Here is a 23,111-nt window from a genome sequence, read left to right as displayed (position 1 = left end):
GCGGGGGCGTGGTGCATGGAAGACTCGGCTCGGGCCGGCCGTCACGAGCGGGCCGGCGGGCTGGTGCAGCCGCCAGGCGGCGAGAGTGGGATGGAGACGAAAGTGCCGGGAGTGCGCAACCTGACCCAGGTGGAGGCCACCGAGCGGGCCCGCCTGTTCGAGGTGACCGGGTACGACATCAGCCTGGACCTGTCGACCGCCGTGCAGGCCGAGGGCCGCACCTTCCGGTCGGTGACCGAGGTGCGGTTCCGCTGTGCCGAGCCCGGCGCCAGCAGCTTCATCGAGGTCGCCGCCGACTCGGTGCGCTCGGCCACCCTGAACGGCACGCCGCTCGACCTCTCCGGCTGGTCGGCCGAGAAGGGGCTGGCCCTGACTGGGCTGGCCGCCGAGAACACCCTCGTCGTGGACGCCGAATTCGCGTACTCGAACAGCGGGCAGGGCCTGCACCGCACGGTGGACCCGGTCGACGGGGAGACCTACCTCTACAGCCAGTTCGAGACGGCGGACGCGCAGCGCGTCTTCGCCTGCTTCGACCAGCCCGACCTCAAGAGCGTCTACACCTGGCACGCCACCGTCCCGGAGCACTGGCGGGTGGTGTCCAACATGCCGGTGGCGCGCGAGGAGCCCGCCGGCGAGGCGCTCAAGACCGTCCACTTCACCGAGTCCGTGCGGATGAGCACCTACATCACCGCGCTCTGCGCCGGGCCGTACCACGAGGTGCGCGACAGTCACGACGGCATCGACCTGGGGGTCTTCTGCCGGGCCTCGATGGCCCCGTACCTCGACTCCGACGACCTGTTCCTCGTCACCCGGCAGGGCTTCGACTTCTTCCACCAGCAGTTCGGGGTGCGCTACCCGCTGCCCAAGTACGACCAGCTCTGGGTGCCGGACTTCAACGCCGGCGCGATGGAGAACTTCGGCTGCGTCACCCACGCCGAGTCGCACTACCTCTTCCGCTCGCAGGTCACCGACTTCGAGTACGAGCAGCGGGCCAACACGATCCTGCACGAGCTGGCCCACATGTGGTTCGGCGACCTGGTCACCATGCGCTGGTGGAACGACCTGTGGCTCAACGAGTCGTTCGCCGAGTGGGCCAGCCACTGGTGCAACACCCACGCCACCCGCTTCGCCGAGGCCTGGACGACCTTCCTGTCCATCCGCAAGAACTGGGGCTACCGGCAGGACCAGCTCTCCTCCACCCACCCGGTCTACTGCGAGATGCCGGACCTGGAGGCGGTCGAGGTCAACTTCGACGGCATCACGTACGCCAAGGGCGCCAGCGTGCTCAAGCAGCTCGTCGCGTACGTGGGCGAGGAGCCGTTCCTGGCCGGTCTGCGGGCGTACTTCGGCAAGCACGCCTGGGGCAACGCCACCTTCGACGACCTGCTCGGCGAGCTGGAGACGGCCTCCGGCCGGGAGTTGCGCAAGTTCGCCACGCAATGGCTGGAGACCGCGCAGGTCAACACGCTGCGTCCGGAGGTGACGATCGGCGCCGACGGGACGTACGAGCAGGTGCTGGTACGCCAGGAGGCCCCGGCCGGGCACCCGACGCTGCGGACCCACCGGATCGGGGTGGGCCTCTACGACCTGTCCGACGGGCGGCTGGTCCGCCGGGAGCGGGCCGAGGTCGACGTCACCGGTGACCTGACCGAACTGGACGTGCTGGCCGGCCGGCCCGCCGCGGACGTGCTGCTGCTCAACGACGACGACCTGACGTACGCGAAGCTGCGACTGGACGAGCGTTCCATGGCCACGGTGGTGCAGCACATCGGTGGTTTCGAGTCGTCGCTGGCCCGGGCGCTGTGCTGGACGGCCGCCTGGGACATGGTCCGCGACGCGGAACTGTCGGCCCGCGACTACGTGGCGCTGGTGTTGGCCGGGCTGCCCGCCGAGACCGACATCAACCTGGTCACCGCCACCCTGCGCCAGGCGAGCAGCACGCTCACCTTCTACGCCGACCCGGCGTGGGCGCCGACGGGCTGGGCCGAGCTGGCCCGCACCGCCAACGCGGCGCTGACCGCCGCCGAGCCGGGCAGCGGCTTCCAGCTCGCGTGGGCTCGCGCGTACGCCTCGGCGGCCCGCTCCGCGGAGGACCTGGCGACGCTGCGCGGCTGGCTGGGTGGTGTCGAGGTGCCGGCCGGGCTGACCGTGGACACCGAGTTGCGCTGGACGGTGTTGCAGTCGCTGGTGGCCAACGGGGCGGCGGGCCCCGCCGAGATCGAGGCGGAACTCGCCGGCGACCGGACCGCCAGCGGCGAGCGGGAGGCCGCGTACGCGCACGCGCTGGTGCCCACCGCCGAGAACAAGGCGGCGGTCTGGGCGCAGCTCACCGGCTCGCAGCCGCTGCCGAACTGGCGCAACCGGGCGCTGTTGCAGGGCTTCACCCACCCGGCTCAGGTCGAGTTGACCGCGCCGTACCGGGAGAGGTACTTCGCGGCCGTGGCGCAGGTCTGGGCGCGGCGGGACAGCGAGCCGGCGCAGGAGTTCGCGCAGCTGGCGTACCCGGCGTACCTGGTCGAGGAGGAGACGGTGGCGGCCACCGACGCCTGGTTGGCGCAGGAGGGCCACCCGGCGCCGCTGCGCCGGCTGGTCGCCGAGGGACGCGACGGTGTGTTGCGTGCCCTGAAGGCCCGCGAACGGGACGCCAGCAGCGCCTGAGAGGCGAGGAGGGCCGGCGTGGGTGGGAGCCCGCGCCGGCCCGGGCCGCCGGCGGGTGGCGTACCCGGTCGGGAACGGCGAGAGCCCGGCCGCGTGTACGCGGGCCGGGCTCTCGGCGGACGAGTGTGGTCAGCCTCTGCCGGCGTGGCTGGCGAGCTGGTCGAGGCCCTGGATGATCCCGCCGGCCAGGTCGCCACCGCCGAACGCCGCCACCATGGACAGGGCGGCCAGCTTGGCGTACGTGTCGGGGATGCGCTTGCGGGCGTGCCGGCCGGTGACGATCTCCAGCTGGCGCTGGTTGGGCGACACGGCGATCAGCACGGACCGGTCGGGCTCGGCGAGCTGGCGGTGCAGCCGCTCGGCGTGTTCGCGGACCGGCTCGTCGAGGCCGCCCACGTAGACCGAGAAGACCAAACCGGTGCCCTGGTCGGCCAGGCGCAGCGCCTCGTCGACGCGCAGCAGCTGGCGGGTCGAGAACGGCCCGTCGAGCACGTCGGGCGGGGTGGCCGCGCCGGCCTCCGCCCGCTTCTCACCAACGGTCACTTGCGCCTCCGGTTCCACCGGCCGGCGCCTCGACGCCGGCCTGCTCCTGCTTGCGGCTGGTCAGCGCCGGCGCCTGCGCCCCGGCGGACAGGGCGATGCCGGCGGAGTCGGCCAGCTGCTCCGGCCGGCTCAGGAACCAGACCGGAGTGAAGTCGAAGCGGCGGCCCGGCCGGTAACGCTTGGCGCCGCCACCGTCACGGTTGCCGGCGAACACCAGCCCGACGATCACCAGCACCACCGCTGCGGGGATGCCGGCGAAGATCAGCGCAGTCTCAGTGACAGACAATCCCAACGCCCCCAGGCGGAAAGAGAGACCAGAGCATCCGGTTCGGAAAGACGATCATGGCGTCGACCCCCCGACTCCGCTGCCATTCACGTTAGCGGAGGCCACCCCTCGCCAGATTGCGGGGTGCCGATCCCACCCGTCACTGGAGTCCTCCAGTTGCGCGGCCGTGGCGATCAGTCGGGCGTCGTCGCCGTACCGACCGGTCAGCAGCACTCCGACGGGCAGGTCCGTCGCGGTCCGCCCGATCGGCAGCGAGACGGACGGTTCGCCCGTGGCGTTGAAGACGGCGCAGAACGGGGAGAACCGGCGCTGCCGGTCGAAGTCGGCCGCCGGGTCGCCGTCGGCGGTGAACCAGCCGACGGGGGCCTGCGGCGCGGCGAGGGTCGGGCAGAGCAGCAGGTCGTAGCCGGCGGTGCGGCGGGCGGCGAGGCGTACCTGGGCCTGGAGTTCACCGAGGGTGGCCAGCAGGGCGCCCGCGCCGACGGCCGCGCCCCGGGACCGGAGCAGCCGGGTCAGCGGCAGCAGCCGGGCCTCCCGCTCCGGGGGCACCGGGGCCAGCGCCAGCACGTACCAGAGGGTCTCGAACAGCGGCCACACCGCCGGGCCGAACGGCGGGTCCACCTCGACCACCTCGTGGCCGGCGGCGGTGAGCAGCGCGGCGGCCCGGTCCACGGCGGCCAGGCAGTCCGGGTGGACCGGCTCGTCGGCGAGCATCGGCGCGGTGAACCGGCCGATCCGCAGCCGCCCGGGGGCGGCCCGGCGGGCGACGGCGAGGTAGCCGCCGTCGGGGCGGGGCGGCGGTGGGTACGGCTCGCCGGGCACCGGCTGGGCCAGCACGTCCAGCAGCGCGGCGACGTCCGCGACGGTACGCCCGATCGGGCCGTTGGCGGGCAGGCCGAACCCGCCGGAGCCGACCGGGCCGCCGGAGACCAGTCCCCGGCTGGGTTTGTAGCCGACCAGCCCGCACAGGGCGGCGGGGATGCGCAGCGAGCCGCCGCCGTCGGAGCCCTGCGCCACGGGGACCAGCCCGGCGGCGACCGCGGCCGCCGCGCCGCCGCTGGACCCGCCGGCCGTGCGGGCGAGGTCCCACGGGTTGCGGGCGGGCGGCGCGACCAACCCTTCGGAGTGGAGCGAGCAACCCAACTCGGAGGTGGTGGTCTTGCCGAGGCTGACCAGCCCGGCGGCGGCCATCAGCCGGACCACGTCGGCGTCCAGCGGCGGGACGAAGTCGGCGAAGGCGGCCGAGCCGAAGGTGGTCCGCACGCCGGCGGTGAGAGTGAGATCCTTGAACGCGGTCGGTACGCCGTGCAGTGGCCCTCGCCGCCCGGCCGGCACGGCGTCGGCGGCGCGGGCGGCGGCGAGCGCCCGCTCGGGGGTGACGGTGACGAACGCGCCGACGGTGTCACCGAGCGCGGCGACCCGGGTCAGGTGGTGGGTGACCAGCTCGACGCTGGAGAGTTCACCGCGGGCGACGGCGGCGGCCTGTTGCAGCGCGGTCAGGTCGTGCGGCTCGGCCATGCCGCCATCCTGCCGGTTCGCGGTCGGATCGGCGGGGCGACACGGCCGGGCGGGCCGGCCCGCCGGTGGCGCCTCATATCGCGCTGACATGACCCGGCCGGGATTGCCGGCGGTGGGGCCTCGGCGCGGACGATGGCCTTCAATCAACGATGGTCGATACCAGGCTGTCGATCGTGGACCGCCCGCCGCCACCCGCAGGGAGCATCGCCGTGCAGCCCGTACCCGCTCCGCCACCCCACGAGCACCACCACCGGCCGGACCGCCGCCGGTCGAGGACCGTTCCTCTGCCCGGCCCTCCCGGGACCGGCCAGCCGGCGGCACTGGGACACCCGCCCGCCCCGCGGCCCGCGCGGCGGGTACCCGGTCGTCAACCGGGGGTCCCAGGCCGTCATCCGCGTCTGCCCCGGGCGAACAGCGCGCCGATCCCACCGGCCAGCAGCGCCGCCGCCCCGGCCGCCGCGCCGACCGCGGCGTACTGGCGGCGGACCCGGCGGCGTACCTCGGCGTACGGGGTGGTGGAGAAGGACACCAGCTCGTACTGGGAGACGTACCGGCCGGGCAGGGCCCGTTCGAGGGCGTGTTCGATCCGCCTGCGGGCCTGGAAGACCGGGGAGGCGACCCGGTCACGCATCTCCACGAAGTTGGCCAGCGCCATCCGCGCGATCGCCTCGACGTTCTCCTGCCGCCGCCGCTGGTAGCGCGGCAGCGCGGCGGACCACTCGTCGCCCGTGGCGTCCAGGCAGCGGTCCAGTTCCACCACGTCCTCGAAGGCGCAGTTCGCGCCCTGGCCGTAGAACGGGACGATGGCGTGCGCGGCGTCGCCGAGCAGGGCCACCCGGCCGTTCGCCTGCCACGGGTGGCAGCGGACCGTGCCGAGCACCCCGACCGGGTTGTGCCGGTAGTCGTCGACCAGGTTCGGGGCGAGCGGCAGCAGATCCGGATAGTGAATGGCGAAGTGCCGTTCGATGGCTGCCGGGCTGCTGAGCGAGGCGAAGGCGGCGGTGCCGTGGGTGGGCCAGAACAGCGTGCAGGTGAAGGAGCGGTCCGGGTTGGGCAGCGCGATCATCATCGAGGTGCCGCGCGGCCAGATGTGCAGGGCCGCCGGGTCGAGGGCGAACTCGCCGTCGACGGGCGGGATGGTCAGCTCCTTGTAGCCGTAGTCGAGGAAGTCGAGGCTCTCGTCCAGCACCCCGTACCCGAGCAGTTGCCCGCGCACGGCGGAGCCGGCGCCGTCGGCGCCGAGGACGACCGAGGCGGTGGCCGTGACCCTGCCACGAGGGGTCTCGAAGGCCATGTCGCCGGTGGCCGGGTCGAGCTTCACCAACCGGTGGTCGAAGGCGATCCGCACCCCGGGTCTCGCGGCGGCGGCATTGAGCAGGGCGTTGTTCAACGCGCCCCGGCTGATCGAGTTGATCGCCCGGTCGCCGGCCGCGCTGTACGGCTGGAAGCGCGGCTCCCCGGCCACCGGGTGGATCATCCGGCCGCGCATCGGCAGCGCGTCCGCCATCACCTGCTCGTGCAGGCCGATGCGGCGCAGCGCGTCGAGGCCCCGCGCGGAGAGCGCCAGGTTGATCGAGCGGCCCCGCTCCACCGTCGCGGTACGCGGGTCGGGTCGCCGTTCGTAGAGCGCGACCGGGTACCCGCGCCGGGCCAGGAAGCAGGCCAGCAGGCAGCCGGCCAGCCCCGCTCCGACGACGGCGATCTCGTCCCGTCCGCTGGTCACGAGGTCGTCTCCACGGTCGCGGCCAGCGCCTCGGCGACCCGCCAGCAGTCGTGGTACGTCGAGTAGAGCGGCACCGGGGCGAAGCGGACGATGTCCGGTTCCCGGGCGTCGGCGACCACGCCGTGCTCGTGGCGCAGCCGCTTGGTCAGCTCGGCGGCGCTGCCCGCGCCGACGCGCACCGAGAGCTGGCAGCCACGCCGGTCGGGGTCGCGTGGGGTGATGACGGTCAGCGGCCGGTCGGCGGTCACCTCGTCGATCAGCCGGTGCAGGTAACCGGTGAGCCGGACGCTGCGCGCCCGCAGCGCCGGCATGCCGACGGAGTCGAACAGCTCCAGCGAGGTACGCACCGGACCCATCGCGAATATCGGCGGGTTGGAGATCTGCCACGCCTCGGCGGTCGCCGGCGGCCGGGAGACCGGGGCCATCTCGAACCGGGTGGTCGCCTCGGTGCTCCACCAGCCCTCGAACCGGGGCAGGTCCGGGTCGCCGAGGTGGCGTTGGTGGACGAAGACGCCGGCGAGGGCTCCCGGCCCCGAGTTGAGGTACTTGTACGAACACCAGGCGGCGAAGTCGACGTCCCAGTCGTGCAACGCCAGCGGCACGTTGCCGACGGCGTGTGCCAGATCCCAGCCGACGACCGCGCCGGCGGCCCGGCCCGCGGCGGTGATCGCAGGGATGTCCATCAGCTCGCCGGTGAGGTAGTTGACGCCACCGAGCAGCACCAGCGCGACCGTGTCGCCCTCGGCCGCGAGGAAGTCGGTGACGTCCCGCGTCCGCAGGGTCTCCTCGCCGGGGCGGGGAGCCAGCCGGACCACGGTGGTGTCCGGGTCGAGGCCGTGGAAGCGGGCCTGGCTGCGCACCGCGTAACTGTCGGAGGGGAACGCGGCGTCCTCGACGACGATCCGGGTCCGCTGTGCGGCCGGCCGGTAGAAGCTCACCATCAGCAGGTGCAGGTTGACCGTGAGGGAGTTCATCACCACGGTCTCCGCGGGTGACGCGCCGACCAGTCGCGCGGCCGGCGCGGTCAACAGCTCGTGGTACGTCAGCCACGGCCGCTCGGCCGCCAGGTGTCCCTCGACGCCCAGCCGACGCCACGCGTCCAGGTCGGCGAGGAGTTCGCGGCGGGTGGCCCGGGGTTGCAGGCCGAGCGAGTTGCCGGCCAGGTAGGCGGCCTCCGGGTAACGGCCACCGTCGGCCGGCGGCACGAGGAAGAGGTGGCGGTGGCCGGGGTCGGCCTTGTCGAGGCGGTGGGCCTCCTGCTCGTCGCTGCGCACGTCCTCTCCCCCGCTCACATCGCCGTCCGGGCCGACCAGAGCTCCGGAAAGACCACCCGGGCCATGCTGCGCTGCAACCAGGCCAGGCCGGCGGAGCCACCGCTGCCGACCTTGGCGCCCATGGTGCGCTGGACGGCCTTGACGTGGTTCCACCGCCAGTCGCCGAACTGCTCTGCCACCTCGGTCAGCGCCTCCCCGAGCAGGCGGAGGTGGTTGTCGGGCCCGTCGTCGTCGTAGACCGCCAGCCAGGCCGCCTCCACCGCCGGGTGCGGGTGGTGCTCGACGGAGACGTCCCGGTCGAACACTTCGGCGGGGAGGTCGTGGCCGTGCCGGGCGAGCAGGGCGACCACGTCGTCCCAGAGGCTCGGCGCGGCGAGGGTGGCGCGCAGCTCGTCGTACACCTGCGGTTGGCGGCGGAACGGGCGGATCAGGGCCGGGTCGCGCAGGCCGAGCAGGAACTCCAGCCGCCGGTACATCGCCGACTGGAAGCCGGAGCCCTCGCCGAGGAGGTTGCGGAACCGGTTGAAGTCGGCCGGGGTCATCCAGCGCAGCCCACGCCAGGCGGCGTTGAGCCCCTCCAGGTGCAGCGCGGCCCGACGCAGCGGGGCCAGGGCGGCCCAGACCCGGTCGGCGCGCAGGTCCCGCTGGGCCTGACGCAGTTCGTGGCAGGTCAGTCCGAAGTAGAGCTCCATGATCTGGCTGACCATCAGGAAGGACATCTCGCCCGGGTCGTCGCTGAGCGGCTGCTGCAACCGGTGCAGCGTGCTGGCGTGCACGTACGTGTCGTACGGCACCCGGTCGGCGAACTCCAGGGTCGGCTCGCCGCCGTTGCGGGCCGCGCGTACGGCCCGCTGCTGCGGGGTGGCCGGGCGTACCGCCGCGGTGAGCGTCGTCGCCCGCCGGTCCGTCTGCTTCACGTCTCGTCACCTCCGTGGCCGGATACGACATGTTCCCGCGACACGCACGGTGGACGGAATGCAGATTCCACGGCGCTCTGATCCGATCACCTTCTGCCCTGAAGGTGTCACTGCCGTTTCGCCTGCGGAAGGTAAGGTCCGGAACGTGGACGAGATGGACTGGGCCCTGCTGCGGGAGTTGCAGGCCGACGCACGGCTGTCGTACAGCGAGCTGTCCCGGCGGGTGCACCTGTCGCCGCCGGCGGTGGCCGAGCGGGTGCGCCGGCTGGAGGAGACCGGGGTGATCCTCGGGTATCACGCCCACGTCGACCTGACCCGGGTCGGCCGCGGCGTGCTCGCATTGATCAGGATGTCCTGTTACGGGCCACGCTGCATCCTGCACGACCCGGAGGTGGCCGGCTGGCCGGAGATCCGCGAGATCCACCGGATCACCGGCGACGCGTGCAGCGTGCTGAAGGTCGCCGCCGGCTCGATGGAGGGCTTCGAGGCCGTCATCGACCGGCTCGCCCCGTACGGGCAGCCGTCCAGCACCATGGTGCTGTCCACCCCGCTGGGCTGGCACCCGGTCACTCCGCTGCCGTCCCGCGGCGGTACCGCCCCCACCCGGCGTCGCTGACCGGCCGGAAGGCCCGCGAGCGGCACCCCTGACGCGGGCAACCGCGGGTTTGCCGTCCCGGCAGCGGGAATGCAGGCGCGGACACCCGTCGCAGGATTCCGGCGAACGTGCCGGGAGGGGAGAATCATGCGGGGGCTCATCGGGCACCATCGTGCCTTTTCCGTCGTACTGGCGCTGGTCGTGGCGTTCGTGCTGATCGGGGCGACACCGGCCCGCGCGGGCGAGAACACCTTCGTCGAGGTCACGCCGAACACCGCGCAGGCCGGCAGCCGGGTGAACATCCGGGCCAGCTGCGACAAGGCCAACAACCAGCAGGCCACCGTGCAGTCCGACGCGTTCGGCCGGGTGGTGCTGCGACCGGACAACGGCTTCCTGACCGGGGCGGCCACCGTCCCGAGCGGCAAGGAGGCGGGCGACTATCCGGTCGACCTGCGCTGCGCCAACGGCAACACCGCCTCGACGGTGCTCACCGTGCTGAACATGGCCCAGCCGAGCAAGGGCCCCGCGACCGGGGGCGGCGGCACCGCGGACGACCGCGGGGCCGGCTCGCTGCTGCTGGTCGGCGGCCTGGTCGCGGTCGCCGTGGTGGCCGGCCTCGGGGTGTTCGGCGGTAGCCGCCGTCGGGCCGGGAACGGCTCCTGACCCCACGCCGCCATGGCCCGCGCACGTTCGCGCCCGCCACGGTCACCCCGGGTCCGGGCCGTCGCCCAGCTGGTGGCCCGCGTGGCCGGCCGCCTGCGCCGGGTGGCCGGCCACGCCGTCACCGCCAGCGTGACCACCACCGACCCGGTCGCGCACGCGGCTCAGGTACGGCCGGCGACCCGCCGCCCGGCCCGCCCGGCGCGGAGTGTCGCCGCGGGACCGGGGCTGCCGGTCGTGCTGGTCGCCGGACTGATGGTGCTGATCGTCGCGTTGCTCGGCGTCGAACGGGTGACCGGCCTCAGTCTGCTGCCGGACCGGTTCATCGCCGGACTGCGCCCGCCGCCGAGAGGGTTCCCGGTGCTACCGGCGAGCCCGCCGACCAGGATCGCGATCGACCGCATCGACGTGCGGGCACCGGTGCACCACGTCGGCATCGCCCCGGACGGCAGCATCGGGGTGCCGGATGCCGCCCGCGCGCAGGAGGCGGGCTGGTACGACCAGAGCCCCACGCCCGGCCAGTACGGCCCGACGGTGATCGTCGGCCACGTCGACACCAACACCGGGCCGGCCGTCTTCCACGGGTTGCGGAACCTGCGCGACGGCGACGAGGTCGAGGTGACCCGCGAGGACGGGAAGGTGGCCGTCTTCGAGGTCGACCAGGTGCAGCGGCACGGCAAGGAGAAGCTGCCGGTGGACGAGGTCTACGGCGACTTCAGCCGCCCCAACCTCCGGTTGATCACCTGTGGTGGCCGCTGGGTGGGTGGAGACACCGGCTACGCCGACAACGTGGTGGTGTACGCCTCGCTGGTCCGCGCCAGCGACGGGTGAGCAGGCCGGCTCAGGCCGCCTCGGTCTCGCGCAGCGACTCCCGCAGGTCGAGCCAGTCCGCCCAGCGGGGGTCGGGGGCGCGGTGGCCGAGCACCCGCCAGGCCGTCCCCTTGGGTGCGGCGGGCATGCTGTGCAACCGCCAGCCCAGTTCGGCGGGGGTCTTGTCGCCCTTGGTGTGGTTGCACCGGGCGCAGGCGGCGACCACGTTCTCCCACGCGTGCCGGCCGCCCCGGCTGCGCGGGAAGACATGGTCGATGGTCTCCGCAGGCCCCCGGCAGTACGCGCACCGCCCGCCGTCGCGGGCGAAGATGGCCCGCCGGGAGAGCCCGACGTGGGTGCGATACGGAACCCGGACGAAGCGGGTGAGCCGGACCACCGACGGGACCGGCAGGGCACTTCGGGCGCTGTGCAGGACACCCTCGCCGTCGGCGACGCAGACCGCCTTGGCGGACAGCACGAGGATCGCGGCGCGACGCACCGACACGACACACAGCGGCTCGTAGGTGGCGTTGAGAACCAGCGCGCCGGAGCCCACCGTGGGTCGTATGTCAGGCATCGTGCTCACCCTCCCGGTCCAGCCGCTCCCACCGCTGGCCACGCCGGTCGGGCCCCGGACACAGGGTGACCTCGACCGACGCCGGCGGGATCACCGACGTCCGTTGCGCCAATCGTCCCTGATAAGACCCCGGATTGCACCTACTAATCTCGCTTCTGGTAAGCGGATCACCCGCACCGGGACGGATCGCCCGTCCGGCGTGGTCGAACCCTGCCGTTGCCTGTCGGTCGACAGCCCTCGTCGGCCGCCAGTTGTCCACGTCACCCGGCGCACCGACGGCTCATGGGCCGGACGGCGACCCGGGGCGGCCGGCGGGTCGGCGGCCGGCCCCACTTCGCCGTGGGGTACGAAAGCAGGGTGCGCACCTCCGATCTGACGATCCTCGCCGAGCCGATCATCGACCCGTCCCCGTCGCAGAGCTGTCTCGACGATCTCATGTGCAAGGGTGTGTTGGACGTGACCGGATCGACCTGGTTCGCCGAGGGCAGCTACTGGATCCTGCTCAAGCCGCTGCGGATCGTCCTGATCCTGTTGCTGGCGCTCGTCGCCCGGTGGGCGTTGCACCGCACCATCAACCGACTGGTCCGCTCCACCAGTGAGAGCACGGTGCCCACCCTGCTGCGACCGCTGCGGGAGCGCATCCCGTCCGCGGCGGTCAACCCGGAGCAGTTCGTCCCGGAGCGGCGCCGGCAGCGCGCCGAGGCGATCGGTTCGGTGCTGCGCAGCATGGTCACCGCCTTCGTCTTCGGCATCGCGCTGCTGATGGTGCTCAAGGAGTTCAGTTTCGACCTCGCCCCGCTGCTGGCCAGCGCGGGCATCGCGGGCGTGGCCCTGGGCTTCGGCGCGCAGAGCCTGGTGAAGGATCTACTCGCCGGCCTGTTCATGCTCATCGAGGACCAGTACGGCGTGGGCGACACGGTCGACCTGGGCGAGGCCACCGGCGTGGTCGAGGCGGTGGGGTTGCGGGTCACCACGGTCCGTGACGGGCGTGGGGTGCTCTGGTACATCCGCAACGGCGAGATCGTCCGGGTCGGGAACAAGAGCCAGGGCTGGGCGCTGGTGGTGGTGGACCTGCCGATCGGGTTCGCCGGCACCGAGGAGGCCACCGCCGTGCTGCGTACCGCCGCGGCCTCGGTGGCCATGGACCCGGAGCTGGCGCCGGAGATCGTCGAGCCGCCGGAGGTGCTGGGCGTGGAGCAGATGACGGTCGACGGCGCGGTGATCAGGACGGTGGTCAAGACGACGGCGGACGGTCAGTTCGCCGTCGGCCGGGAGCTGCGCCGCCGGCTCGCCGAGGCGCTGGAGAACTCGGGTATCACCGCGAGGATCGCCGCCGCCCGGCTCTACCCGGGCCTGCCGATGGCGGCGCCGCCCGGCGGCGGTCCGGCCGGCGGGGCCGCCCCGCCCACCGGCCAGGGCGGCGCCACCTGACCGGGGATCCCGGCGACCACCAGCGACGATGTGGGCGCTTCCGCGCCGGCCGGAGCCGATGATCCGAATTCCGGGGGTTCCCGACCACAAGGCCCCTCGGGTATCGTCCGTTCGTTCAGTCGGAGATGCGACGATCAATCCGTTCGCCCTAGCCAGTTCTCAGACGATCGGGCAGAATCCGGAGCACGCGCTCCCGCCGGAGCGTGACCATTTCCTCGCTGATCCGTAGATCTGACGACGAGGCCCCGCCAGGCCGTCACGAGTGGCCGTCGGCGGGTCCGATGGAGGCGACGGTGTCCGACGAGCAAGCCTCTCCGGACGTTCCGGCAACCTTCCGTGAGGTGTTCGGCCAGCCCGAGTATCGAGCGATCTTCGCCGCCAGCCTCCTGTCCTGGGTCGGCGACTACCTCGCGAAGGCCGCGGTCACCGTCCTGGTCTACCGGGAGAGCGAGTCGATCGCCCTCTCCGCCGCCGCGTTCGCGGTCAGCTACCTGCCCTGGCTCGCCGGCGGGCCACTGCTCGCGGCACTGGCCGAGCGCTACCCGTACCGCCGGGTGATGGTGGTCTGCGACCTGGTCCGGATGACGCTGATGGCGCTGATCGCGGTGCCGCACGCACCGGTCTGGTTGATCCTCGCCCTGCTCTTCGCCACCACGCTCGCCAACCCGCCCAGCCAGGCGGCCAGGTCGGCGCTGATGCCGACCATCCTCAGCGGCGACCGGCTGGTCGTCGCGTTGTCGCTGAACGCCAGCGCCGGCCAGGCCGCTCAGGTCGTCGGTTACCTGCTCGGGGCCGCCGTGGCCGCGGTGAACCCGACCGTCGCGCTGCTGGCCAACGCGGCGACCTTCGCCGCATCGGCCGTACTGGTCCGGTGGGGCGTCCGCGACCGGGCCCCGGCGATGAGTGCCGCCCACCGCAGTCACCTGCTCCGCGAGACCGCCGAGGGGTTCCGCATCGTCTTCGGCAACCCCGTCCTGCGGGCGATCGCCGTGCTGGTCTTCAGCGCCATGCTCTTCTCCATCGTCCCCGAGGGGCTCGCCGCCGCCTGGGCCGGCGAGCGGGCCGACGCCCGGCTGGGCAGCGGCCCGGCGCAGGCCCTGATCATGGCGGCCGGCCCGGTCGGCTTCATCCTGGGTGGACTGCTGGTCGGGCGGGCGGTCGCGCCGGTCCGCCGGCTCGCCCTGATGCGCCCCCTGGCGGTGGCCGCTCCGCTGGTGCTGGTACCCGCGCTGCTCGACCCGCCGCCGCTGGTGGTGGCCCTGCTCGCCGCCGCCTGCGGCTTCGCCGTCGCGGGGGTGCTGCCGACCGCCAACGGGCTCTTCGTCCGCGCCCTGCCCAACGGGTTCCGGGCCCGCGCCTTCGGGGTGATGGCCACCGGGATGCAGGTGATCCAGGGGGCCGCCGTACTGGTCACCGGCCTGTTCGCCGACCGGTTCTCCATTCCCGTGGTGGTCGGCGTGTGGAGCGCCGCCGGTGTCCTGCTGATGCTCGTCGCGGCACTACGCTGGCCGGACGGGGCGACCGTCGAGGCGGCGGTGGCGGAGGCCAGCCGGGCCAACGCCGGCGAGGCGACCGACCGGGACGCGTCCCGCGCTGCCGTCGGGGCCCACCCCGCCGCCGGCCGGCCCGCCCCGGACGGCCGGCCCGACGAACGGACCGCCGCGGCCCCGCGGTGACGTGATCGTGGCCCCCATGTGGTGGGCGGCGACCACCGGCTCCGGACGCCTGGCAGGATGGAACGGTGAACCCCGCAGGTGAGTCCGACCGTACCGAGCCGTCGACGACCTTCTTCGAAGCGGTCGGCGGCGAGCCCACCTTCCGCAAGCTGGTCGACGAGTTCTACGCCGGCGTCGCCACCGACCCCCTGCTGCGCCCGATGTACCCCGAGGAGGACCTCGGGCCGGCCGCCGACCGGCTGACCCTCTTCCTCATGCAGTACTGGGGTGGCCCGCACACCTACTCGTCCCAGCGTGGGCATCCGCGGCTGCGGATGCGGCATGCGCCGTACCGGATCGGCGCCGCCGAGCGGGACGCGTGGCTGCACCACATGCGACGCGCGGTGGACCGGCTGGACCTGCCGCCGGAGATCGCCGGGGCGCTCTGGGACTACCTGGAGCGGGCGGCCTACTTCATGGTCAACGTCATGGAGGACCCGGCCGGCTAGCCGTGCCGGCTGGCGGCCCGCACCCGCCGCCCGGCGGGCCTACAGCAGCGCGCCCTCGTCGTGCAGCCAGTCGACGAAGGTGGTCGCGACGGCCGCCCCACAGTCGAGCATCTCCACCAGGAGCGCGTCGTGGGTGCCGGCGCCGAGCGGCACCTGGAGCTCGGCGTAGATGGGTAGCTGGCCGCGCTCGGTCGGGTCGCCGACGTAGGCCTTGCAGAACCGGCGGGTGTGGTTCCACTCGTTGACCACCCGGTAGGCCCGGTCCGCCCAGTCCGGGGGGACGGTGGCGTGTGGACGGGCGCGCATCACCAGGATCTCGTCCTCCGGGCCCTCCAGAGTGACCAGCACCGCGTGCCGTTCCCACATGGCCAGCAGGTTGCCGTCACCGTCGGCCAGGTAGCGCACGTCGAGCAGGTCGAGCGCGTCGCAGACCCGGCGCAGGGTGACCGGCGCGACCGCGGGAGGCCTGTCGCCGATCCCCGGCCGGTCGTTGGCCGTGCAGTCGTCACCCGGCTGCCGGGGGGACGGAGGCCCAACCCGGACGGTGCTGTCCACTGTGATCCCGCTTCGAGTTTCCTGGTCGCCACCTGCGGCGGAACCCGGGCGCCATGACCACCACGGCATCGCTCGCGCACCTCACTCCCCAGCGGATCCGGACGCCTACGGTGCGTTGGATCCGAGGATGGACGGTACCCGGATAGCCGGCCTGAGACACCCCCCCAACGGCAGCCCCAACCTAGAAGAATGACCGTGGGTCATACTTTCGGGTGATCCTTGCGCGGTTGGATGGCAAGTTCGGAGACCTTCCGCGACCATGCCGCTCCGTACGGTCCGACCAGTCCGACCCACCGACCGGCCACCCGGACCTGGACCGCGCCGGCCGCGCCGACCGGCCCGAGGAAACCCATCCGGACCACCCCCTGCACCAACCGCTGGCTCACCTCGACCGGCTCACCCGGCGCGTCGTCGGGGGTCACCACGACCGCGACATGGTCCAGCAACGCGTCGCGCAGCATCCGCTGCCCCACCGCACGCCCCCCGATCCCGTGCGCCGCCGCGCTGCGCAGGGTGCCCGCCGCCGCCTCGGCGATCCGGCGCAACTCCCCGACCGGCACCTCCTCCACCGTGCGGCTCGTCACCGGCGGCAGCGGCCAGCGCCACCGGTCGTCCCGCCGGGGCGGCAGCGTGGCGTCGGCCGACTCCAGCCGGGCCAGCAGGTCGGCGGCGACGACGGTGACGTCGCCGGGGGCACTGCCGGCGACCGTACGGGCCACCAGCACGTCCCACGGCAGCCGAGCCCACAACGCCGTCCGCCCGGCTCCGTCGACCGGTCGGAGCCGGACCACGGTGGTCGGGTCGAAGCGGACCAGCCGGGCCAGGAAGGCGCCGGCGTCGGGCACCCCGTCCAGACCGTGGCCCGGCGTCACCGCCGCCCCGCTCACCCCGGCCCGCCGATGGGCGCGTACGACAGCAGGAAGGCCCGCTCCTCGTCGCTGATCCGCCGGGGCCGCTTCGCCACCAGGTCGAACGGCACCAGCACGGAACGGGCGGTGCTGGCCAGCACGTCGCCGTCGTACAGCTCGTAGGCGACGGTGAACGAGCCGGCGCGGATCTGCTCCACCCACAGTTCGATACGGACGGTCGGGGCCGTCTCCGCGGTGGCCCGACCCAGGGCGTAGTCGATCGGACGCAGGTAGTCGACCTCGTGCCGGCGGATGACCACCCCGTCGGCGAACGAGTCGACGCCCCACGCCCGGCCGCCGGCGAACATCATCGCCACCCGGGCCTCCTCGTAGAGAGTGAGGAAGCGGGCGTTGTTGACGTGGCCGTACGCGTCCAGGTCGGACCAGCGCAGCGTGCAGTGGTAGACGAACCGGTCCGCCATGCTCAGTCGCGGGTGAGCTTGCGGTAGGTCACCCGGTGCGGGCGGGCCGCCTCCGCGCCGAGCCGGTCGATCTTGTTCTTCTCGTACGCCTCGAAGTTGCCCTCGAACCAGAACCACTTGGCCGGGTTCTCGTCGTCGCCCTCCCAGGCCAGGATGTGCGTGGCGACCCGGTCGAGGAACATCCGGTCGTGGGAGATGACCACGGCGCAGCCGGGGAACTCCAGCAACGCGTTCTCCAGGCTGGAGAGGGTCTCCACGTCCAGGTCGTTGGTCGGCTCGTCGAGCAGGATCACGTTGCCGCCGATCTTCAGGGTCAGCGCCAGGTTGAGCCGGTTGCGCTCGCCGCCGGAGAGCACCTTGGTCGGCTTCTGCTGGTCCGGGCCCTTGAAACCGAACGCGGCGATGTACGCCCGCGACGGCATCTCGACCTTGCCGACCATCAGGTAGTCGAGGCCGTCGGAGACGACCTCCCAGACCGTCTTGTCGCCGTCGAGGCCCTGCCGGTTCTGGTCGACGTACGACAGCGAGACGGTGTCGCCGACGCGGACCTGGCCGGCGGTCGGCTGCTCCAGCCCGACGATGGTCTTGAAGAGGGTGGTCTTGCCGACGCCGTTCGGGCCGATGATGCCGACGATGCCGTTGCGCGGCAGCGAGAACGACAGGTTGTCGATCAGCAGCCGGTCGCCGAAGCCCTTGCTGAGGTTCTGCGCCTCGATGACCGTGTTGCCCAGGCGCGGGCCCGGCGGGATCTGGATCTCCTCGAAGTCCAGCTTCCGGGTCTTCTCCGCCTCGGCGGCCATCTCGTCGTAGCGGTCGAGACGAGCCTTGGACTTGGTCTGGCGGGCCTTGGCGTTGGAGCGGACCCACTCCAGCTCCTCGGTGAGCCGCTTCTTCATCTTGGCGTCGCGGCGTCCCTCGACGGCCAGCCGGGCGGCCTTCTTCTCCAGGTAGGTGGAGTAGTTGCCCTCGTACGGGTAGGTCCGGCCGCGGTCCAGCTCCAGGATCCAGTTGGCCACGTTGTCGAGGAAGTACCGGTCGTGGGTGATCGCCATGACGGTGCCGGCGTACTTTGCCAGGTGCTGCTCCAACCACTGCACGCTCTCCGCGTCCAGGTGGTTGGTGGGCTCGTCGAGCAGCAGCAGGTCGGGCGCCTCGAGCAGGAGCTTGCAGAGGGCGACCCGGCGGCGCTCACCACCGGAGAGTTGGGTGACGTCGGCGTCCGGCGGCGGGCAGCGCAGCGCGTCCATCGCCAGTTCGAGCTTGGAGTCGATGTCCCAGGCGTCGGCGTGGTCCAGCTCCTCCTGGAGCCGGCCCATCTCCTCCATCAGCTCGTCGGAGTAGTCGGTCGCCATCTGCTCGGCGATCTTGTTGAACCGCTCCAGCTTGGCCTTGGTCTCGGCGACCGCCTCCTCGACGTTGCCGAGGACGGTCTTGGCGTCGTTGAGCGGGGGCTCCTGGGCGAGCATGCCGACGGTGTAACCGGGCATGAGCCGGGCCTCACCGTTGCTCGGCCGGTCGACCCCTGCCATGATCTTGAGAAGGCTGGACTTACCGGCGCCGTTCGGACCGACCACACCGATCTTGGCCCCCGGCAGGAAGTTCAGCGTCACGTTGTCGAGCACGACCTTGTCGCCGTGCGCCTTGCGCGCCTTTTCCAGGACGTAGATGAACTGGGCCACGGTGCGGGCTACCTCCGTCGGTTGCGGTCGCGAGCTTGTGGGGCGCGGGCGCGGGCGGCGACCGCCGCCCGCCGCCGGCCGGGGCCGGCCGCGCGCACGCCGTCGCCAATCCTGACAGGTACGGCCCGCCGCGCCCACATCACCCCGCCGCTCCGGAGCCCGGGAGCAGGAGTGTCAACAAGATCACGATTAGGGTTCGGCGGTTCTGGGACGGGTAGGTGAGTCCGGCACGGGGGCCAAGACGCCGCAGCTACGCTCAGTACGCTCATCGCGGTGGACCCGTCAGCACCCGGAGGTGGCCGATCGTGACCGTCCGTAGCTCCTTTGTCGTAGTGGCGAACCGACTGCCGGTCGACGAGGTGAGCACACCCGAGGGACGGCAGTGGCGACGCAGCCCTGGTGGGCTGGTCACCGCGCTGCACCCCGTCCTCGCCGAGCACCAGGGCACCTGGGTCGGTTGGGCCGGCGGCACCGGCGCCGCGCCGGAGCCGTTCGACCTGGAGGGCATCCGGCTGCACCCGGTGCCGCTGAGCGCCGAGGAACTGGAGCGGTACTACGAGGGCCAGTCCAACGCCACCATCTGGCCGCTCTACCACGACGCGGTCGAGACACCGGCCTACAAGCGCCGCTGGCGCGAGGCGTACCGCCTGGTCAACGCCCGCTTCGCGGAGGCCGCGGCGGACGTCGCGGCCGAGGGCGCGACGGTCTGGGTGCAGGACTACCAGCTCCAGTTGGTCCCGGCGATGCTGCGCGAGCTGCGACCCGACCTGAAGATCGGTTTCTTCCTGCACATCCCGTTCCCGCCGATCGAGCTGTTCATGCAGATGCCGTTCCGCACCGAGATCCTGCGCGGCCTGCTCGGGGCCGATCTGGTCGGGTTCCAGCAGCGGCTGGCCGCGCAGAACTTCGTCCGGCTGGCCCGGCACCTGCTCGGCCTGCGCTACGAGGGCCAGATGATCCAGGTGGACGGCCGCCAGGTGAAGGCGGGCGCCTTCCCCATCTCCATCGACACCAGGGAGATGGAACGGCTGGCCGAGGACCCGGCGATCCAGGCCCGGGCCAAGCAGATCCGCGAGGAACTCGGCAACCCGAAGACGATCATCCTGGGCGTCGACCGGCTGGATTACACCAAGGGCATCGAGCTTCGGCTCAAGGCCTTCCGCGAACTTCTCGCTGACGGAAAGTTGACAGTTCCCGACGCGGTTATGGTGCAGGTCGCCACCCCCAGCCGGGAGCGTGTGGAGCACTACCAGGCACTTCGCGTCAAGGTAGAACGAGAGGTTGGTCGGATTAACGGCGAATTCGGTCGAGTCGGCGTGCCTGCGGTGCATTATCTGCATCAGTCGTACAGTCGCTCCGAACTGGCCGCGCTGTACGTCGCGGCCGACGTGATGATGGTTACCCCGCTGCGAGACGGAATGAATCTGGTGGCCAAGGAGTACGTGGCATCGCGCGCCGACCAGGGCGGCGCGCTCGTGCTCAGTGAGTTCGCCGGCGCCGCCACCGAGCTGCGCCAGGCGTTCCTGTGCAACCCCCACGACCCCGACGCCGTCAAGGACGCTCTCCTGCGGGCCGTGCACGTGGAGAAGCCGGAGGCCCGTCGACGCATGCGGATCATGCAACGTCATCTACGCACCCACGACGTGGGGCACTGGGCGAAATCGTTCCTGACCGAACTCGGCACGCCCGGGGCGGAGGCCGAGTGAACGCGCCCACCGACATCGTGACCCCGCCCGCGGGGACGATGGATCCCGAGCTGCGGGCGGCCATCGGGCGCATCGCCCGGGTGCCGCAGCTCTTGGTCGCCTGCGACTACGACGGCACGCTCGCGCCGATCGTCGCCGACCCGAGCAAGGCCGTGCCGCTGCCGGAGTCGGTGGCCGCGGTCCGCGCCCTGGCCGCGCTGCCACAGACCACCGTCGCGGTGGTCTCCGGTCGCGCGCTGCGAGACCTCGCCGCGCTGTCCCGGCTGCCCAGCGAGGTGCACCTGGTCGGCAGCCACGGCTCCGAGTTCGACATCGGCTTCGTCGAACGGCTCTCCCCCGAGCTGGTCGCCGTCCGCACCCGGCTGCGCGACGCGCTGCGCGAGATCGCCATCGCCCACCCCGGCGTACGGCTGGAACGCAAACCGGCCAGCGTCGCCGTGCACACCCGCGGGGTGGACCCGCAGGTCGCCGCGGCAGCCGTCGAGGCGGTCCGCAACGGCCCCGCCACCTGGCCGGACGTCACGGTCACCCAGGGTAAGGAGGTCATCGAGCTGTCGGTGGTCGCCACCCACAAGGGCACCGCCGTCGACCAGCTGCGTACCCAGCTGTCGGCCAGCGCGGTGCTGTTCATCGGTGACGACGTCACCGACGAGAACGCCTTCGGCAACCTGCACGGCCCCGACATCGGCATCAAGATCGGCCCCGGGGACACCCAGGCGCACTTCCGGGTCGCCGAGCCGCTCGACGCCGCCCGGGCGCTCGGCCTGCTGCTGGAGACCCGCCGGCACTGGCTCTTCGGCGAGCGGGCCGTACCGATCGAACGGCACTCGATGCTGGCCAACGGCCGTACGGTCGCCCTGCTCACCCCCGACGCCAAGGTCACCTGGCTCTGCCACCCCAAACCCGACTCGGCGGCGATCTTCGCCGACCTGGTCGGCGGCAGTCCGGCCGGCCACTTCACCGTCGGGCCGGAGAAGGGCGGCATCCCGCTCGGGCAGCGCTACCGCAACGGCACGATGACCGTCGAGACCCGCTGGTCCGGCCTCACCGTCACCGACTGGCTGGACCTGCCGGCCGCCGAGACCACCCCGGACGGCACGGCCGTGGTCAGCGGCGACTCCACCCTGGTCCGCGTGCTCACCGGCACCGGGCGGGCCCGGATCGAGTTCGCCCCGCGCCCCGAGTTCGGGCAGGTCCAGGTCCAGCTCCAGCCGATGGACGACGGCCTGCTGGTGCTCGGCTCCAACGAGCCGGTGTCGCTGTACGCCCCCGGCGTGGAGTGGGAGGTCGGCAACGACGGCGGGTACGAGACGGCGCGTGCCGTGGTCGACCTGCGCGCCGCCGGTGGGCAGGTCGTGCTGGAGCTACGCTTCGGCACGCACAGCCTGGAGCACCACCTGGTGCCGGTCCACGAGCGGCAGGCCGCGGCCGAGCAGCCGTGGAAGGACTGGGTGGCCTCGCTGCGGCTGCCGAACACCGAACGCGAACTGGTCGCCCGCAGCGCGCTCACCCTGCGCGGGCTCTGCCACCAGCCCACCGGTTCGATCCTCGCTGCCGCCACCACCTCGCTGCCCGAGGAACTGGGCGGCGTCCGGAACTGGGACTACCGGTACTGCTGGCTGCGCGACGCGGCGATGACCGCCCGCGCGCTGGTCGACCTCGGCTCCACCGAGGAGGCCGAGGGGCTGCTGCGCTGGGTCGACGGCGTCATCGAGCGCACCGGCGGGCACCCGGAGCGGCTGCACCCGCTCTACACGGTCGACGGCTACGAGCTGGGCGCCGAGGCGGTCATCGACACCCTGCCCGGGTACGCCGGCTCCCGGCCGGTCCGGGTCGGGAACCTGGCCAACCACCAGCTTCAGCTCGACGTGTTCGGGCCGGTCGCCGACCTGATCGCCGCCGTGGCCGACGCCCGCGGCTCGGTCCGCGAGGACGAGTGGCGGGTGCTGGAGAACATGGTCGAGGCGGTCCGCCGCCGCTGGCACGAGCCCGACCACGGCATCTGGGAAGCCCGCCTGCCGCCCCGGCACCACGTCTTCTCCAAGGTGATGCTGTGGATGACCGTGGACCGGGCGCTGCACGTGGTGCGCCGGCACGGCGGCGAGGACCGGCCCGAGTGGGTGGAGTTGCGGGACCGGATCGGCGCCAACGTGCTGGAGAACGGCTGGCACGAGGAGGTCGAGGCGTACAGCGTCGCGTACGGCGACGAGGACATGGACGCCTCCTCGCTCTGGATCGGCCTGTCCGGGCTGCTTCCGGGCGACGACCCGCGCTTCCTCTCCACGGTGCTGCGGATCGAGGCGGACCTGCGCAGCGGCCCGGTCGTCTACCGGTACCACTGGGACGACGGCCTGCCCGGTCGGGAGGGCGGCTTCCACATCTGCACGGCGTGGCTGGTCGAGGCGTACCTGCGCACCGGTCGCCGCACCGACGCGGAGGAGCTGTTCACACAGATGGTCGACACCGCCGGCCCGACGGGACTGCTCCCCGAGCAGTACGACCCGCTCGCCGAGCGAGGCCTGGGCAACCACCCGCAGGCGTACAGCCACCTCGGTCTGATCCGCTGCGCCCTGCTGCTGGACAACATGCTCAAGCAGTGACCTGACCGACGGCGGCCGGAGACACCCGTCTCCGGCCGCCGTCGCGCGTCCACCCCCGGCGAGGCCCCCTGGTTGCCGCGTAGCG

20 protein-coding genes are annotated in these 23,111 nt (G+C 72.6%); 9 read left to right on the top strand and 11 right to left on the bottom strand.

From position 1 onward, the window contains the following. Positions 1–111: 111 nt before the first annotated feature. Positions 112–2,658: an aminopeptidase N gene (gene pepN, locus E1165_RS07500; RefSeq protein WP_132389110.1), complete on the top strand. Its 2,547-nt coding sequence runs from the start codon at positions 112–114 to the stop codon at positions 2,656–2,658. A gap of 129 nt (positions 2,659–2,787) precedes the next feature. On the opposite strand, the gene E1165_RS07495 is transcribed toward pepN, so the two are convergent. The 6 genes from E1165_RS07495 to E1165_RS07470 form a co-directional block, all read right to left on the bottom strand. Beyond that, a complete protein-coding gene (locus tag E1165_RS07495) occupies positions 2,788–3,201 on the bottom strand; it encodes a DUF5130 family protein (RefSeq protein ID WP_132389076.1) in 414 nt (137 codons plus the stop codon). Next, a complete protein-coding gene (locus tag E1165_RS07490; protein WP_132389074.1) occupies positions 3,188–3,487 on the bottom strand; it encodes a hypothetical protein in 300 nt (99 codons plus the stop codon). Before E1165_RS07490 ends, E1165_RS07495 begins: the two co-directional genes overlap by 14 nt. 54 nt (positions 3,488–3,541) lie before the next feature. Continuing rightward, positions 3,542–5,005 carry an amidase gene (locus E1165_RS07485; RefSeq protein WP_132389072.1) on the bottom strand — a complete coding sequence of 488 codons (1,464 nt, stop codon included), beginning with the start codon at positions 5,003–5,005 and terminating at the stop codon, positions 3,542–3,544. 388 nt (positions 5,006–5,393) lie between these two features. Further along, the gene (locus E1165_RS07480; protein ID WP_132389070.1) at positions 5,394–6,728 is read right to left on the bottom strand and encodes an NAD(P)/FAD-dependent oxidoreductase; all 1,335 of its coding nucleotides are present in this window, start codon (positions 6,726–6,728) and stop codon (positions 5,394–5,396) included. Then, complete coding sequence (gene kynU, locus E1165_RS07475; RefSeq protein WP_207916708.1) at positions 6,725–8,041, bottom strand: kynureninase; 1,317 nt, start codon at positions 8,039–8,041, stop codon at positions 6,725–6,727. Before kynU ends, E1165_RS07480 begins: the two co-directional genes overlap by 4 nt. Further along, positions 8,017–8,919 (bottom strand): tryptophan 2,3-dioxygenase, encoded by a 903-nt coding sequence (locus E1165_RS07470; RefSeq protein ID WP_132389066.1) that lies wholly within the window; start codon positions 8,917–8,919, stop codon positions 8,017–8,019. Before E1165_RS07470 ends, kynU begins: the two co-directional genes overlap by 25 nt. Before the next feature lie 145 nt (positions 8,920–9,064). Here E1165_RS07470 and E1165_RS07465 point away from each other — a divergent pair, with 145 nt between their 5' ends. From E1165_RS07465 to E1165_RS07455, 3 genes are all read left to right on the top strand, one after another. After that, positions 9,065–9,535, top strand: a complete 471-nt coding sequence (locus tag E1165_RS07465; protein WP_132389064.1) for an Lrp/AsnC family transcriptional regulator — start codon at positions 9,065–9,067, stop codon at positions 9,533–9,535. Between the two features lie 126 nt (positions 9,536–9,661). Continuing rightward, positions 9,662–10,177 carry a hypothetical protein gene (locus E1165_RS07460; RefSeq protein ID WP_132389062.1) on the top strand — a complete coding sequence of 172 codons (516 nt, stop codon included), beginning with the start codon at positions 9,662–9,664 and terminating at the stop codon, positions 10,175–10,177. Positions 10,178–10,189: 12 nt separating this feature from the next. Beyond that, complete coding sequence (locus E1165_RS07455) at positions 10,190–11,005, top strand: class F sortase (protein ID WP_132389060.1); 816 nt, start codon at positions 10,190–10,192, stop codon at positions 11,003–11,005. Between the two features lie 10 nt (positions 11,006–11,015). Here E1165_RS07455 and E1165_RS07450 read toward each other — a convergent pair whose 3' ends face one another. After that, a complete protein-coding gene (locus E1165_RS07450) occupies positions 11,016–11,561 on the bottom strand; it encodes an HNH endonuclease (protein ID WP_132389058.1) in 546 nt (181 codons plus the stop codon). Between the two features lie 282 nt (positions 11,562–11,843). Here E1165_RS07450 and E1165_RS07445 point away from each other — a divergent pair, with 282 nt between their 5' ends. The 3 genes from E1165_RS07445 to E1165_RS07435 all read left to right on the top strand — a co-directional run bounded on the left by E1165_RS07445 (position 11,844) and on the right by E1165_RS07435 (position 15,156). Continuing rightward, positions 11,844–12,992, top strand: coding sequence for a mechanosensitive ion channel family protein (locus E1165_RS07445; RefSeq protein ID WP_132389056.1), 1,149 nt, complete (start codon positions 11,844–11,846; stop codon positions 12,990–12,992). A 281-nt stretch (positions 12,993–13,273) separates the two neighbouring features. Further along, the gene (locus tag E1165_RS07440; RefSeq protein ID WP_132389055.1) at positions 13,274–14,668 is read left to right on the top strand and encodes an MFS transporter; all 1,395 of its coding nucleotides are present in this window, start codon (positions 13,274–13,276) and stop codon (positions 14,666–14,668) included. Between the two features lie 65 nt (positions 14,669–14,733). Next, positions 14,734–15,156, top strand: coding sequence for a globin (locus tag E1165_RS07435; RefSeq protein WP_132389054.1), 423 nt, complete (start codon positions 14,734–14,736; stop codon positions 15,154–15,156). A gap of 39 nt (positions 15,157–15,195) precedes the next feature. Here E1165_RS07435 and E1165_RS07430 read toward each other — a convergent pair whose 3' ends face one another. The 4 genes from E1165_RS07430 to ettA form a co-directional block, all read right to left on the bottom strand. Then, positions 15,196–15,780 carry a YbjN domain-containing protein gene (locus E1165_RS07430; RefSeq protein WP_132389053.1) on the bottom strand — a complete coding sequence of 195 codons (585 nt, stop codon included), beginning with the start codon at positions 15,778–15,780 and terminating at the stop codon, positions 15,196–15,198. Positions 15,781–15,911: 131 nt separating this feature from the next. Next, the gene (locus E1165_RS07425; RefSeq protein ID WP_132389052.1) at positions 15,912–16,583 is read right to left on the bottom strand and encodes a hypothetical protein; all 672 of its coding nucleotides are present in this window, start codon (positions 16,581–16,583) and stop codon (positions 15,912–15,914) included. Positions 16,584–16,594: 11 nt separating this feature from the next. Then, the gene (locus E1165_RS07420; protein ID WP_132389051.1) at positions 16,595–17,041 is read right to left on the bottom strand and encodes a thioesterase family protein; all 447 of its coding nucleotides are present in this window, start codon (positions 17,039–17,041) and stop codon (positions 16,595–16,597) included. Positions 17,042–17,043: 2 nt separating this feature from the next. After that, entirely contained in the window at positions 17,044–18,720 is a 1,677-nt protein-coding gene (gene ettA / locus E1165_RS07415; protein WP_132389050.1) for an energy-dependent translational throttle protein EttA, read from the bottom strand. 305 nt (positions 18,721–19,025) lie between these two features. Between ettA and E1165_RS07410 the strand changes: the two genes are divergently transcribed. Next, positions 19,026–20,426: a trehalose-6-phosphate synthase gene (locus tag E1165_RS07410; protein WP_132389049.1), complete on the top strand. Its 1,401-nt coding sequence runs from the start codon at positions 19,026–19,028 to the stop codon at positions 20,424–20,426. Positions 20,427–20,464: 38 nt separating this feature from the next. After that, positions 20,465–23,026 carry a trehalose-phosphatase gene (otsB, locus tag E1165_RS07405; RefSeq protein WP_371687311.1) on the top strand — a complete coding sequence of 854 codons (2,562 nt, stop codon included), beginning with the start codon at positions 20,465–20,467 and terminating at the stop codon, positions 23,024–23,026. The last annotated feature ends 85 nt before the right edge of the window (positions 23,027–23,111 follow it).

This window comes from Micromonospora sp. KC723 (genome assembly GCF_004348595.1).
Lineage (GTDB): Bacteria > Actinomycetota > Actinomycetes > Mycobacteriales > Micromonosporaceae > Micromonospora.
This window is presented reverse-complemented; position numbering and strand designations above follow the sequence as displayed.

Coding starts and splice junctions, on each gene's coding strand:
- E1165_RS07460 (WP_132389062.1), top strand. CDS start 9,662: ATGCGGGGGCTCATCGGGCACCATCGTGCCTTTTCCGTCGTACTGGCG.
- E1165_RS07440 (WP_132389055.1), top strand. CDS start 13,274: ATGGAGGCGACGGTGTCCGACGAGCAAGCCTCTCCGGACGTTCCGGCA.
- E1165_RS07430 (WP_132389053.1), bottom strand. CDS start 15,780: ATGCCGTGGTGGTCATGGCGCCCGGGTTCCGCCGCAGGTGGCGACCAG.
- E1165_RS07420 (WP_132389051.1), bottom strand. CDS start 17,041: ATGGCGGACCGGTTCGTCTACCACTGCACGCTGCGCTGGTCCGACCTG.
- otsB (WP_371687311.1), top strand. CDS start 20,465: ATGGATCCCGAGCTGCGGGCGGCCATCGGGCGCATCGCCCGGGTGCCG.
- E1165_RS07485 (WP_132389072.1), bottom strand. CDS start 5,005: ATGGCCGAGCCGCACGACCTGACCGCGCTGCAACAGGCCGCCGCCGTC.
- E1165_RS07455 (WP_132389060.1), top strand. CDS start 10,190: ATGGCCCGCGCACGTTCGCGCCCGCCACGGTCACCCCGGGTCCGGGCC.
- E1165_RS07450 (WP_132389058.1), bottom strand. CDS start 11,561: ATGCCTGACATACGACCCACGGTGGGCTCCGGCGCGCTGGTTCTCAAC.
- E1165_RS07445 (WP_132389056.1), top strand. CDS start 11,844: ATGGGCCGGACGGCGACCCGGGGCGGCCGGCGGGTCGGCGGCCGGCCC.